The following is a 12697-nucleotide window of genomic DNA, read 5'->3' on the forward strand; positions in this document are numbered from 1 at the left end:
GCGCGGCGGTCAGGTGGTCACGGACGCCGCGGACGATGGCCGGGTCGGCCTGGCGCCCCACGAGCAGGCCGCGGTTGGTGCGGCCGAGCAGGTAGGCGACGCAGGCGAGCAGCAGGCCAATGGCGATCGACGCGATGCCGTCCCAGACCTCGGACCCGGTGAGCTGGTGCAGCCCGATGCCGCCGAACGCGAGCAGCAGGCCGACCAGCGCGGCCGAGTCCTCGAACAGGACGGTCTTCGGCGTCGGGTCGTCGATGAGCCGCAGGTACGTCCACAGCGAGCGGTTCTCCGCCCGGGACTCCCGGACGACCTGGCGCACCGCCTGCAGCCACGACGTGCTCTCGAGCAGGAACGCCACGGCGAGGACGATGTAGCTGAGCAACGACGTGCTCTGCGTCTCGCCGTGCCCTAACAGCGTCGAGACACCCTCGTAGAGCGCGAACATCGCGCCCGAGGCGAAGATCGAGACGGCCGCGAGCAGCGACCAGAAGTACCGCTCCTTGCCGTAGCCGAAGGGGTGCACGCGGTCGGCCGGCCGCTCCGAGCGCTTCAACGCGGTCAGCAGCAGGACTTCGGTGATCGTGTCGGCCACCGAGTGCGCCGCTTCGGACAGCATCGCGCCCGAGCCGGTGATGATGCCCGCGATCAGCTTCATGATGGCGATCGCCAGGTTCACCCCACCGGCGAGCAGGACGGTCAGGGTGCTTTCGCCGCCGGAGTTCCCGGGTTCCTCGCTCACCCTGGTGAGCGTAGTGCTCAGAGGCGCTGCAGGCCGTTCAGAACGCGTTCCATGAGCGCCATCGCGGGACGGCCGTCGGTGCCGGTCCGGCTGTCGTGGATGGTGACCAGGCCCTGCTCGGCCATGTCGTCCAGCAGGACGCGCACGACGCCGAGCGGCACGCTCAGCGTGGCCGCGACCTCGGCGACCGAACGCGGGTGCAGGCACAGGGAGTGCACCGAGCGGAACTCGCCGGTCAGCCGGGCGCCGTCCCAGTGCGCCCCGGCTCGCGTCGAGACCATCGCTTCGATCGCGAGGTGCCGCCGTGACTGCGTCCGGCCGCGCGTGAGGACGTACGGGCGCACGAGGGTGCGCTGGATGGGGACGTAGTCGGCCGCGGGCCGCTCGTCCGGAAGGGGGTGGAGTGCGTGTCGGCCGGTCGTAGTGGTCCGCCGGTCCTCGGCCATCCGAGCCGCCCCCTGTTTCTGTGATCGTCAAAGGTGCCCTCGCTGGCAACGGCGGCGGCGAGGAAAGGCCAGGATACGCCGCTTGTCCAGGGTTCAGGCCGTCGTTTCTCCTTAACCTGATGGGCCATTTCGGTGATTATCATGAACATTTTTCAAGAAAACGATTACTTTCACGAAGTCCCAGCTAGCGAGCCTGGCGGACAGGACAAACCTGTGACAACGGGTAGCGGAATGGCTACGAGATCACCAATCTTTCCGATCACGAAAACGGCCCCGGTCAGGCGTGCTGACCGGGGCCGTGCGTTCTCGGGAAATGTGTCACTCCTCCGCGAGTGACGGCGCTCCGAGCGCGATCGGCTTCGGTTCCGGCTTGCGCTTGACCGACTCGAGCAGCATCTGCGCGACGTCGACGATCTCGACCTTCTCGCTCGCGGTGCCGTCGCTCTGGCGCGCGGTCAGGCCGTCGTTCAGCATCACCTTGCAGAACGGGCAGCCGGTGGCGATCTTCGAGGGCGCGGTGCCGAGCGCCTCGTCGACGCGCTCGACGTTGATCCGCTTGCCGATCTTCTCTTCCATCCACATCCGCGCGCCGCCGGCGCCGCAGCACATCGACTTGTCGCCGTGCCGCGGCATCTCGCGCAGCTGCGCACCGGTCGCGCCGACGAGCTCGCGCGGCGCCTCGTACACCTTGTTGTGGCGGCCGAGGTAGCACGGGTCGTGGTAGGTGACGTCCTCGGCGACCGGCGCCACCGGCACCAGCTGCTTCTCGCGAACCAGGCGGTTCAGCAGCTGCGTGTGGTGCACGACATCGAACTGGCCGCCCAGCTCCGGGTACTCGTTGGCGAGGGTGTTGAAGCAGTGCGCGCAGGTCACGACGACCTTGCGGGCCTTGCGCTCGCGGCCCTCGAACACCGAGTTCAGCACCTCGACGTTCTGCTGGGCCAGCATCTGGAACAGGAACTCGTTGCCGGCGCGGCGGGCCGGGTCACCGGTGCAGGACTCCTCCGAGCCGAGCACCGTGTACTTGACGCCCGCCATGTGCAGCAGCTCCGCGACCGCGCGCGTCGTCTTCTTCGCGCGGTCCTCGAACGCGCCGGCGCAGCCGACCCAGAACAGGTACTCCGTGTCGCCCAGGTCGCCGTCGAACACCGGCACCTCGAAGTCGAGGTCCTCGGTCCAGGCCAGCCGGTCCTTGGCGTTCTGGCCCCACGGGTTGCCCTTGTTCTCCAGGTTCTTGAACATGCCGTTCAGCTCGCTGGGGAACGACGACTCGATCATCACCTGGTAGCGGCGCATGTCGACGATGTGGTCGACGTGCTCGATGTCGACCGGGCACTGCTCGACGCAGGCGCCGCAGCTGGTGCAGGACCACAGGACGTCGGGGTCGATGACACCGCCGTCGTCGCCGATCAGCGCCTTCTGCGACTCGGCGATCGCGAGGACGTCGATCCCGGCGTACATGTTGTCGCCGGACAGGCCGATCTCGTCGCCCGCCATGTCCCGCTTGCCGCCGGCCAGCAGGTACGGCGCCTTCGCGTAGGCGTGGTCCCGCAGCTGCGTGATGACCAGCTTCGGCGACAGCGGCTTGCCCGTGTTCCACGCGGGGCACTGCTCCTGGCAGCGGCCGCACTCGGTGCACGTCGAGAAGTCCAGCCAGCCCTTCCAGCTGAAGTCCTCGATCTTGCCGACGCCGAAGGTGTCCTCGTCGGGGTCGGCTTCCTCGAGGTCGAGGACCTTGCCGCCGCTCATCATCGGCTTGAGCGCGCCCAGGGCGACGCCGCCGTCGGCCTCGCGCTTGAAGTAGATGTTGAAGAAGGCGCTGAAGCGGTGCCACGCGATGCCCATGGTCATCGTGCGCGCGACGACGATCAGCCAGACCGTGGCGCTCATCAGCTTGACGAACGCGAACACCGTCACCAGGTTCGGGCTGGCCGGCAGCAGCTGGCCGATCGGGTTCGAGACGAAAGCGGCCCAGGTCGGCGTCTCGTGCGCGCCGAGCGCGGCCTTCGCGGCGCGGACGCCGATGATGCCGATGCCCTCGATCAGGACGACGGCCTCGATGAAGTACGCCCACTTGAAGTTGGAGCCCTGGAACCGGCTCTGGCGGTCGGCGCGGCGCGGGTGGTTGCGCTGGCGGATCGCCATCAGCACCAGGATGCCGACGATCGTGCCGAGCCCGAGCAGCTCCATGAGCAGCTGGAACGGCGGGAAGTCGTCGAGGATCGGCCAGCCCCAGGTCGGGACGAAGACCTCGCCGTAGGCCTCGAACAGGGCCAGCGAGCCGAGCAGGAAGCCCCACATGACCAGCCAGTGGGCGGGCCCGACGCTGCGCTTGCGGTTCATCCGCGTGTGCGCGGCGAACTCCTTGATCAGCGTCTTCATGCGGGGCATGAAGGGCCCGTTGCGCGTCGAGTCGGGCTGCCCGAGGCGGATCACCCGCACGAAACGGGCGATCGTCGCGGCGAACATGCCCCAGGCGACGAGGCCGAGCACGACGGAGAGCCCGCCGAGCGTCAGTTGCAGAGCGCCCATCGTTCGGGTGCCTTTCGTCCGGTTCAAAACTGTGGTGGTGCCGGGAGACTAACCGTCCTTACTGATGAGTAACCCGTTGAGGCGCCCTAAGTCCCACCGATGTGGTGTACGTCGCTCTTTGTTTCGGGACGATCGTTCAGGTAGTTTTCACCCTATGGTGAAGCTGCAAGTGGACGGCCGGAAGGCCCGCGGTGAGAAGCGGCGCGCCGAACTCATCGAGGCCACGTTGCGGATCATCGAGCGCGACGGCGTCGCGGGCGTCACGCACCGGACGGTCGCGGCCGAGGCCGGCGTTCCGACGACGTCGACGACCTACCACTTCTCGTCGCTGGACGACCTGCTGGTCGCGACGCTCATCTCGTGCGCCCGCGACATGGCGACCGAGGTCTACTGGATGATCGACCGGGCGCGCTCCCGCGGGTCCCGCGGCGCCGAGGAGGTCGCGGCCCTGCTGGCCGAGGCGCTCGGGCCGCGGCGCGGCCGCACGATGGCGGAGTACGAGCTGTACCTGCTGGCTGCGCGGAAGCCCGAGCTGCGCCCGGCCGCGCGGCGCTGGCTGGACGTCCTGACGTCGATGGTCCGGCACGACGACGAAGTGGCGTTCCGGGTCTTCCTCGCGGGCATCGACGGGCTGCTCATCCAGGGCCTGATCGACGACGGGCCGCCGTCGGCCGACGAACTGCGCCCGGTGGTGGACTACCTGCTGAAACCGCGTTGACGCCTCGGTTAGCTTCGGATCATGCGGACCTTCGGTGACTTCGAACTCGACGACGACCGCGCGCGGCTGGACCTCGACGTGGTGTGGAAGTTCCTCTCCACCGAGGCCTACTGGGGCCGCTGGCGCACCCGTGAGCAGGTCGAAGCCGCCATCGACGGCTCCTGGCGGGTCGTCGGCGCCTACCGCGGCGGCGAGCAGGTCGGGTTCGCCCGCGCGTTCTCCGACGGCGTCTCGTCCGCGTACCTCGCCGACGTCTTCGTGGTCGACTCCGCCCGCGGCAGCGGTCTCGGCAAGGAGATCGTGCGGGAGATGATCGACCACGGTCCCGGCGCGCAGTTCCGCTGGATGCTGCACACCGCCGACGCGCACGGGCTGTACCGGCAGTTCGGCTTCGCCGAGCACACCAGGGGGCACTACCTGGAGCGGGAGGGGCCCAACGCGGCGAACTTCAGCTGATCACCGCGCCGGGCCCGGCCGGGAACTCAGCCCTTGTTCTCGTACACCGGCGTGATCACCGCGCGGGCGAGGGTGTGCCCGAACATGTTGAAGCCGAGGAACGCCGGGGTCGCGTCCTCCGGCACCTCCAGCTTGTCCAGGTCGAGGGCGTGCACCGCGAAGTAGTAGCGGTGCGGGCCGTGCCCGGGCGGGGGCGCCGCGCCGAGGAACTGCTTGACCCCGCCGTCACCCTTCAGCGTCACCGCACCTTCGGGGAGGCCGGAGCCGTCACCCGCGCCGGACGCCAGCTCCGTCACCGAAACCGGGACGTTGAACACCGCCCAGTGCCAGAATCCGCTGCCGGTCGGGGCGTCCGGGTCGTAGCAGGTGATCGCGAAGCTCTTCGTCTCCGCCGGGAAGCCGTCCCACGCCAAGTGCGGCGACCGGTCCTCGCCGCCGGCGCCGAAGATGCCGGACAAGTGGGGCGTGGCCAGGGTTTCGCCGTCGGCGACGTCGTTGCTGCGGAGGGTGAAGGACGGCACGTCGGGCAGGGATTCGTACGGGCCGGGTGCTTGCGGCATGGATCCTCCTGATCATGGAACTGGAGACTTGCGCCAGGTTAGGCCCCGGGCGCCGCCCCGGCGTCTCAGGGCGGGATCTCAGGGTCTTTCGGGGGGTTACCCCCATGTACGGCCCGCTCACCCCGTCCTAACGTTTCTCACGCAGAGGAAACAACACTGAGGGGACCAACGACCATGGCGCGCCCGCTTCTCGCACTGGGTGGCATCGTCCTGATCGGCGTCGGCCTGGCGACCGCGCTCGGGTGGGGCTGGGGGGCGGACTACGAAAACACCGCCACCGTTCCGGAGGCCGTCCGCAGCGTGAAGCTGGAAGGCGACTCGGGCTCGGTGAAGATCCGCACCGGCCCGGGGCCGTCGACGGTGCGCGAAGAGGTGCACTACAACTGGCGGAGCAAGCCGGAGGGCCCCTTCCACCGCATGGACGGCGACCGGCTGGTGCTCGGCTCGTGCGGCACGAACTGCACGGTCGACTTCGAGGTCGTCGTGCCCGCGGGAGTACCCGTGACGGGCAGCGTCGACTCGGGTGGACTGGACATCGCCGGGGTGTCGAGTGTGGACGTTCAGGCCGATTCCGGGCACGCTCGCGTCGAGAACGTCTCCGGCGCGGTGAGGCTGCGGCTGGACAGCGGCTCGATCGACCTGCGGGACGTCGGCGAGGTCCAGCTGCACAGCGATTCCGGCAGCATCACCGGTCGCGACGTGCGCGGCCGGGTCGACGTGACGTCCTCCAGCGGCAGCGTCGACTTCACGCTGGCCCAGGCGAACGACGTGAAGGTGCACGCCGACAGCGGCAGCATCGAGCTGGCCGTGCCGGGCGGGCCGTACCGCGTCGAGGGCAACAGCGAGAGCGGCCACCGCGAGTTCGACGTCCCGACCGACAGTTCGGCCCAGCACCTGCTGGACCTGACGACCGAGAGCGGCAGCGTCACGGTCCGCGCGGCCTGACCTTTTCCTTACTACGGGGGCATTTCCGATGGGCAGGATCGAACGGCGCGTGCTGGTGGCCGCGCTGCTGGGGGCGGTCGCGATGTTCGGGGCCGTCGGTTTCACGCGGGGCGCGCCGCCGGAAACTCCGGCGCAGGGGGTGCCGGTCTCCGCGGATTCCCACTATCGAGTGACTTCCTGGGTCGGTACCCCGGCTGAAGTCGTTGTGCAGCAAGGAAATCCCGATTTCTTCTTCTCCTCCTGGACGGCCCGGCGCTCCTGAACCGTCGGTGGTCGCTGTTAGGAAGGAAGCACGCCGAAGGCCGGCGTGTGCAGGGGGAGGAACATCATGGACGTGCGCCGGGTCGCCGCGGTCTTCGCGGCGGTCGTGGTCATGGCGGCGGTACCGGCCGTCGCTTCGGCGTCGGCTCTCACCTGGCGCCCGTGCGCCACGCAGCAGGAGCCGTCGGCGGAGTGCGCCACGGTCGAGGTGCCGATCGATCGCACGCGGCCGGAGCTGGGGTCGGCCCAGCTCGCGCTGGCCCGGCTGCCCGCGCGTGATCCGTCCCGCCGGATCGGCTCGCTGCTGGTGAACCCGGGCGGGCCGGGCGGCTCCGGTGTCGGGTTCGCGCAGTTCGGCGGGCTGGCCTCGCCGGAGCTCGCGCAGCTGCGGCAGCGCTTCGACGTCGTGGGGTTCGACCCGCGCGGCGACTGGTACAGCACGCCACGCATCACCTGCGACGCGGCGACGCTGTTCGATCCGGCCCTGGACCGGTTCCCGTCGACGCGGGCGGGGTTCGACGCACTGGTCGCGCACAACCGGAAAGCGGGCGCGGACTGCCTGGCCCGCACCGGGCCGCTGCTGGCGAACGCGGACACGCAGAGCGCGGCCGAGGACATCGAGACGATCCGGGCGGCGCTCGGCGAGCCGAAGATCTCGTGGCTGGGTCTCTCCTACGGCACCGAGCTGGGCGCGGTCTACGCGTCGAAGCACCCCGGCCGGGTGCGGGCGATGGTGCTCGACGGCGCGATCGACCACGCGCGGCCGATGAACCAGGCGATCCTCGAGGAGGCCGCGGCCACCGAGGACGCACTGGTCCGGTTCGCGGACTGGTGCCGCGCCTCCGCCGGCTGCGCCCTGCACAGCCAGGACGTCCTCCGCTTCTACGACGACGTCGTGGCCAGGGCGGCGCGCGGCGCGATCTGGTCGAGCGACCTGGGCCGTCCCGCGACGGCCGACGAGGTCTCGGCGGGTGTGTACGGCCACCTCTACCTCCGGGGCGACTGGCCGGCGCTGGGCACGGACCTGGCCGCGGCCGGCGGGGAGTTCCCGGACGCGAAGGGGCTGACCGAGCGGAACCAGTTCCGGTCCCCGATCTACGGGGCCTACCGGGCGATCGGCTGCCACGACTTCCCGTCACCGTTCACCGGGCCGGCGGACCTGGGGTGGATGGCCCGCCTGGTGCGGGCGGCCGCGCCGCACAGCTGGCGGTACTCGGAGTACTGGGACTTCGCCGGCGGGTGCACGGGCTGGCCGGTCCCGGCGAAGAACCCGCCGCAGCCGCATCCGGTGCACGGGGCCCCGCCGATCCTGGTCGTCGGCGGCGCGCATGACCCGGCAACCCCGCTGGCGTGGGCTCGTGGCTTGGCGGCGAGCATCGACGGCTCGGCCTTGCTCACCCGCACGGACGACGGCCACACGGGGCTGTTCAACTCCGCCTGCGCCCGGGCAGCCGAAGTGGCGTACCTGGTGACCGGGGTCGTCCCTGGTCGAGGGGCGGTCTGCCGGTGAGCCGGCCTGCCGGGTGAGCGGCGTCACAGCCGATCCGGGCACACTCGGTCGCCGGACCCGGGAACAAGAACGCGGAGCGCCTCGTTAGGCTGGGTACAGAGGTTGAGCGCAGTCGACTCAAGTCCGGCTTGACGGAGTGCGCGAAGGCCGGATAAAACTTGCCAGGGCCTCGCTCAAGGCGGGGACGAACGTGCAGGTCACGAACATAGCAGCCGTACACAGGAGGAAGCACCATGGCGCGAGCGGTCGGCATCGACCTCGGCACGACCAACTCGGTCGTCGCCGTCCTTGAGGGCGGCGAGCCGACGGTCATCGCCAACTCGGAAGGCTCCCGGACCACCCCTTCGATCGTCGCCTTCGCCAAGAACGGTGAAGTGCTGACCGGCCAGCCGGCGAAGAACCAGGCCGTCACGAACGTCGACCGGACGATTCGGTCCGTGAAGCGGCACATCGGCACCGACTGGAAGACCGAGATCGACGGGAAGAACTACACCTCCCAGGAGATCAGCGCGCGCGTGCTGATGAAGCTGAAGCGCGACGCCGAGGCGTACCTGGGCGAGACGATCACCGACGCGGTCATCACCGTCCCGGCGTACTTCGAGGACGCCCAGCGGCAGGCCACCAAGGAGGCCGGGCAGATCGCCGGCCTGAACGTGCTCCGCATCGTCAACGAGCCGACCGCCGCCGCGCTGGCGTACGGCCTGGACAAGGGCGAGAAGGAGCAGACCATCCTGGTCTTCGACCTCGGTGGTGGCACCTTCGACGTCTCGCTGCTGGAGATCGGCGAGGGCGTCGTCGAGGTCCGCGCCACCTCCGGTGACAACCACCTCGGTGGTGACGACTGGGACGAGCGCATCGTCAAGTGGCTGGTCGACAAGTTCAAGGCCACGAACGGCATCGACCTGACCAAGGACAAGATGGCGCTGCAGCGCATCCGCGAGGCGGCGGAGAAGGCGAAGATCGAGCTGTCCAGCTCGAACTCGGCCAGCATCAACCTGCCGTACATCACCGTGGACGCGGACAAGAACCCGCTGTTCCTCGACGAGACGCTTTCGCGCGCCGAGTTCCAGAAGATCACCGCGGACCTGCTCGAGCGCACCCGCAACCCGTTCAACAACGTCATCCGGGACGCGGGCATCGCCGTCGGCGACATCGACCACGTCGTGCTCGTCGGTGGTTCCACCCGCATGCCGGCCGTGTCGGACCTGGTCAAGGAGCTGACCGGCGGCCGCGAGCCGAACAAGGGCGTGAACCCGGACGAGGTCGTCGCGGTCGGCGCGGCGCTGCAGGCCGGTGTCCTCAAGGGCGAGGTCAAGGACGTCCTGCTGCTGGACGTCACGCCGCTGTCGCTCGGCATCGAGACCAAGGGTGGCGTGTTCACCAAGCTCATCGAGCGCAACACCACGATCCCGACCAAGCGCTCGGAGATCTTCTCCACCGCGGACGACAACCAGCCGTCGGTGCAGATCCAGGTGTTCCAGGGTGAGCGCGAGATCGCCGCGCACAACAAGAAGCTCGGCATGTTCGAGCTGACCGGTCTCCCGCCGGCCCCGCGTGGCGTGCCGCAGATCGAGGTCACCTTCGACATCGACGCCAACGGCATCGTGCACGTGACCGCGAAGGACCTGGGCACGAACAAGGAACAGTCGATGACGATCACCGGTGGCTCCGCGCTGCCGAAGGACGACATCGAGCGCATGGTCAAGGACGCCGAGGCCCACGCCGAGGAAGACAAGAAGCGCCGCGAGGAAGCGGAGACCCGCAACCAGGCGGAGACGCTGGTCTACCAGACCGAGAAGTTCGTCAAGGACAACGACGACAAGCTGCCCGAGGACCTCAAGGGCAAGGTCAAGTCGGCGATCGACGAGGCCAACGAGTCGCTGAAGGGCACGGACTCGACCAAGATCCGCGAGGCGATCGAGAAGCTGAACGCCGCTTCGCAGGAGCTGGGCACCGCCCTGTACGCGAACGCGAACGCCGACGCGGCGGCCGGTGCGGCCGGTGCCTCGGGCGCGGCCGGTGGCGACGCCGGTGCGGCCGGCGGCCAGGCCAAGGCCGATGACGTGGTGGACGCCGAGATCGTCGAAGAGGACCCGAAGAAGTGACGCACAGCTACGACGAATCCGAGAACCAGGGCCGAGGCCCCGAGGAGCCGGTGGTCGTGCGGGACCGTCGTCGGGTGGACCCCCAGACCGGGCAGGTTCGCCCGCCCGGTCCGGCCCACGCCGCGCCGGACCCCGACGAGGCGCCCGTGGAGCACGCGGGCCCCTCGCTGGGTGAGTCCATTGTGGACGACTCGGTGTCGGTCGTCTCCGACGTGGAGAAGGAGCTGGCCGAGCGCACCGCCGACCTCCAGCGCCTGCAGGCCGAATACGCCAACTACCGCAAGCGGGTCGAGCGTGACCGCGAGGCGGTCGTGATCGGCGCGAAGGCGACCGTGGTGAACGACCTGCTGCCGCTGCTCGACGACCTCGAGCGGGCGGAGCAGCACGGTGACCTCACCGGCGCGTTCAAGGCCGTCGGCGACAAGCTGATCAGCGGCCTGCAGCGGGCGGGCCTGGAGTCGTTCGGCTCCGAGGGCGAGCCCTTCGACCCGAGCGTGCACGAGGCCGTGCAGCACAACACCTCGCCGGACGTGGCGGGCCCGACGGTCACCGTGGTCATGCGCCGCGGGTACCGCTTCGGGGACCGCGTACTGCGGGCGGCGCTGGTCGGCGTGACCGACCACGAGCCCGGTGCGGCCCCGGGGGACCCGTCCGTCGGTGGCGAGCTGCCACTCGGCGGCGGAGTCGATGAGCAGCAGCAGTAAGCACTATCCGGTTCAAGTGGGAGGAGGAGGCGCCCGATGAGTGCACGGGAATGGATCGGTAAGGACTTCTACCGTGAACTGGGCGTCTCCTCCGACGCCACCGCGGACGAAATCAAGAAGGCCTACCGGAAGCTGGCCAAGGAGAACCACCCGGACGCGAACGCCGGCAACGCGCAGGCGGAGCAGAAGTTCAAGGCGGTCTCCGAGGCCTACGGCGTGCTCTCCGACGCGAGCAAGCGCAAGGAGTACGACGAGGCGCGGCGACTGTTCGGCGGCGGGGGCGGCTTCAACTTCCCCGGTGGCGGCGGTGGCGGCAGCTTCGACATGGGCGACATCTTCGGCCAGGCCGGCGCCGGTCAGCAGGGCGGTTTCGGCGGGCTCGGCGACATCCTGGGCGGGATCTTCGGCCGGGGCCGGTCGTCGGCGGGCGCGACGGCGAACCGGCCGCAGCGCGGTGCCGACGTCGAGACGGACGTCCGGATCGACTTCACCGAGGCGGTCAAGGGAGCGACCCTGCCGCTGCGGCTGTCGAGCCCGGCGACCTGTGCGACGTGCAGCGGCAACGGCGCCCGGCCGGGGACGTCGCCGCGGACCTGCCCGACCTGTTCCGGGTCGGGGCTGGTCAGCCGCAGCCAGGGCGCGTTCGCGTTCTCGGAGCCGTGCCGCGACTGCCGCGGCCGCGGGACGATCATCGACGACCCGTGCCCCGAGTGCGGCGGCGAAGGCATCAGCACGCGGACGCGCACGCTGACCGTCCGGATCCCGCCGGGCGTCGACGACGACCAGCGCATCCGGCTGGCCGGCCAGGGCGAGCCGGGCCGGGGCGGGGCGCAGGCGGGCGATCTGTACGTCCGGGTGCACGTGGCTCCGCACGCGCTGTTCGGGCGCAAGGGGCTCGACCTGACGATCACCGTCCCGGTGGACTTCACGGAGCTGACGCTCGGCACCACGATCACGGTGCCGACGCTGGAAGGCAAGGTCTCGCTCAAGGTGCCGCCGGGCACCGCGAGCGGACGGGTGCTGCGCGTGCGCGGCAAGGGCATCGCCAAGCGCGACGGTTCGCAAGGTGATCTGCTCGTCACCCTCCAGGCGGCGATTCCCGCAAAACTGGACGACAAGGCGCGCGAGGCACTGCAGGCGTACGCCGAGGCGATGGCCGGGCACGACCCCCGGCCCGAGATCACCGAGCTGCTGCAAGGTAGGTGAGCGTGGTGTTCGGCGGGATTCCCCAGGAAGGGGACGAGGAGACCCCGGTGTTCGTCATCTCGGTGGCGGCCCAGCTCGCCGGGATGCACGCGCAGACGTTGCGCACGTACGACCGGCAGGGCCTGGTCTCGCCGGGCCGCACCCCCGGCGGCGGGCGGCGCTACTCGATGCGGGACATCGCGCTGCTGCGCGAGGTCCAGCGCCTGTCGCAGGAGGACGGCGTCAACCTGGCCGGCATCAAGCGCATCATCGAGCTGGAGAACCAGGTCGACGCGCTCCGGGCCCGGATCACCGAGCTGACGGAGGAACTGGCCGCGGCGTACGTGGCGGCGGAACAGGCCACGGCGGCGGCGCACGCGTCCTACCGCCGGGACCTGGTCCCGCTCAACCAGCAGACGGCATTGGTGGTCTGGCGGCCCAAGCGCCGCTGACGGCCAACGCGGCGAAGGCCTCCCCGGGCGACCGGGGAGGCCTTCGCGCGTACCGGGACAGCGCTCGCCCGCCGCCCCGGGGAT

General features: G+C 70.0%; 13 protein-coding genes. 9 read left to right on the plus strand and 4 right to left on the minus strand.

Annotated features, from left to right (window positions below):
- The 3 genes from CCN39_RS11435 to CCN39_RS11445 all read right to left on the minus strand — a co-directional run.
- Positions 1–739: cation diffusion facilitator family transporter (locus CCN39_RS11435; RefSeq protein WP_086841114.1), on the minus strand; the 739-nt coding region annotated here is incomplete at its 3' end.
- A 17-nt stretch (positions 740–756) separates the two neighbouring features.
- Positions 757–1185, minus strand: a complete 429-nt coding sequence (locus CCN39_RS11440) for a DUF742 domain-containing protein (protein WP_086841116.1) — start codon at positions 1183–1185, stop codon at positions 757–759.
- 318 nt (positions 1186–1503) lie between these two features.
- Positions 1504–3717, minus strand: coding sequence for a (Fe-S)-binding protein (locus CCN39_RS11445; RefSeq protein ID WP_086841117.1), 2214 nt, complete (start codon positions 3715–3717; stop codon positions 1504–1506).
- A gap of 157 nt (positions 3718–3874) precedes the next feature.
- On the opposite strand from CCN39_RS11445, the gene CCN39_RS11450 reads away from it, so the two are divergent.
- The gene (locus CCN39_RS11450) at positions 3875–4435 is read left to right on the plus strand and encodes a TetR/AcrR family transcriptional regulator (RefSeq protein WP_167455037.1); all 561 of its coding nucleotides are present in this window, start codon (positions 3875–3877) and stop codon (positions 4433–4435) included.
- 21 nt (positions 4436–4456) lie between these two features.
- A complete protein-coding gene (locus CCN39_RS11455) occupies positions 4457–4891 on the plus strand; it encodes a GNAT family N-acetyltransferase (RefSeq protein WP_086841120.1) in 435 nt (144 codons plus the stop codon).
- 26 nt (positions 4892–4917) lie between these two features.
- On the opposite strand, the gene CCN39_RS11460 is transcribed toward CCN39_RS11455, so the two are convergent.
- Positions 4918–5451, minus strand: coding sequence for a YbhB/YbcL family Raf kinase inhibitor-like protein (locus tag CCN39_RS11460; protein WP_086841122.1), 534 nt, complete (start codon positions 5449–5451; stop codon positions 4918–4920).
- A 174-nt stretch (positions 5452–5625) separates the two neighbouring features.
- Between CCN39_RS11460 and CCN39_RS11465 the strand changes: the two genes are divergently transcribed.
- From CCN39_RS11465 to CCN39_RS11495, 7 genes are all read left to right on the plus strand, one after another.
- A complete protein-coding gene (locus tag CCN39_RS11465; protein ID WP_086841123.1) occupies positions 5626–6396 on the plus strand; it encodes a DUF4097 family beta strand repeat-containing protein in 771 nt (256 codons plus the stop codon).
- A gap of 28 nt (positions 6397–6424) precedes the next feature.
- Positions 6425–6658, plus strand: coding sequence for a hypothetical protein (locus CCN39_RS11470; protein WP_143264013.1), 234 nt, complete (start codon positions 6425–6427; stop codon positions 6656–6658).
- Between the two features lie 66 nt (positions 6659–6724).
- Positions 6725–8167 (plus strand): alpha/beta hydrolase, encoded by a 1443-nt coding sequence (locus CCN39_RS11475; RefSeq protein ID WP_086841127.1) that lies wholly within the window; start codon positions 6725–6727, stop codon positions 8165–8167.
- Between the two features lie 233 nt (positions 8168–8400).
- On the plus strand, positions 8401–10272 hold the full coding sequence (dnaK, locus tag CCN39_RS11480; protein ID WP_086841129.1) for a molecular chaperone DnaK: 1872 nt from the start codon (positions 8401–8403) through the stop codon (positions 10270–10272).
- Complete coding sequence (gene grpE / locus CCN39_RS11485; RefSeq protein ID WP_086841131.1) at positions 10269–10976, plus strand: nucleotide exchange factor GrpE; 708 nt, start codon at positions 10269–10271, stop codon at positions 10974–10976. The genes dnaK and grpE overlap by 4 nt, the downstream gene beginning before the upstream one ends.
- 36 nt (positions 10977–11012) lie before the next feature.
- Positions 11013–12182, plus strand: a complete 1170-nt coding sequence (gene dnaJ / locus CCN39_RS11490; RefSeq protein ID WP_086841133.1) for a molecular chaperone DnaJ — start codon at positions 11013–11015, stop codon at positions 12180–12182.
- A gap of 5 nt (positions 12183–12187) precedes the next feature.
- Positions 12188–12613, plus strand: coding sequence for a heat shock protein transcriptional repressor HspR (locus CCN39_RS11495; protein WP_208630211.1), 426 nt, complete (start codon positions 12188–12190; stop codon positions 12611–12613).
- The last annotated feature ends 84 nt before the right edge of the window (positions 12614–12697 follow it).

It is taken from the genome of Amycolatopsis kentuckyensis (genome assembly GCF_002155975.1).
Lineage (GTDB): Bacteria > Actinomycetota > Actinomycetes > Mycobacteriales > Pseudonocardiaceae > Amycolatopsis > Amycolatopsis kentuckyensis.

Excerpts from the sequence above, each read along its gene's own strand:
- CCN39_RS11455 (WP_086841120.1), top strand. The coding sequence starts at position 4,457 with ATGCGGACCTTCGGTGACTTCGAACTCGACGACGACCGCGCGCGGCTG.
- CCN39_RS11445 (WP_086841117.1), bottom strand. The coding sequence starts at position 3,717 with ATGGGCGCTCTGCAACTGACGCTCGGCGGGCTCTCCGTCGTGCTCGGC.
- CCN39_RS11470 (WP_143264013.1), top strand. The coding sequence starts at position 6,425 with ATGGGCAGGATCGAACGGCGCGTGCTGGTGGCCGCGCTGCTGGGGGCG.
- dnaJ (WP_086841133.1), top strand. The coding sequence starts at position 11,013 with ATGAGTGCACGGGAATGGATCGGTAAGGACTTCTACCGTGAACTGGGC.
- dnaK (WP_086841129.1), top strand. The coding sequence starts at position 8,401 with ATGGCGCGAGCGGTCGGCATCGACCTCGGCACGACCAACTCGGTCGTC.
- CCN39_RS11465 (WP_086841123.1), top strand. The coding sequence starts at position 5,626 with ATGGCGCGCCCGCTTCTCGCACTGGGTGGCATCGTCCTGATCGGCGTC.
- CCN39_RS11460 (WP_086841122.1), bottom strand. The coding sequence starts at position 5,451 with ATGCCGCAAGCACCCGGCCCGTACGAATCCCTGCCCGACGTGCCGTCC.
- CCN39_RS11475 (WP_086841127.1), top strand. The coding sequence starts at position 6,725 with ATGGACGTGCGCCGGGTCGCCGCGGTCTTCGCGGCGGTCGTGGTCATG.
- CCN39_RS11440 (WP_086841116.1), bottom strand. The coding sequence starts at position 1,185 with ATGGCCGAGGACCGGCGGACCACTACGACCGGCCGACACGCACTCCAC.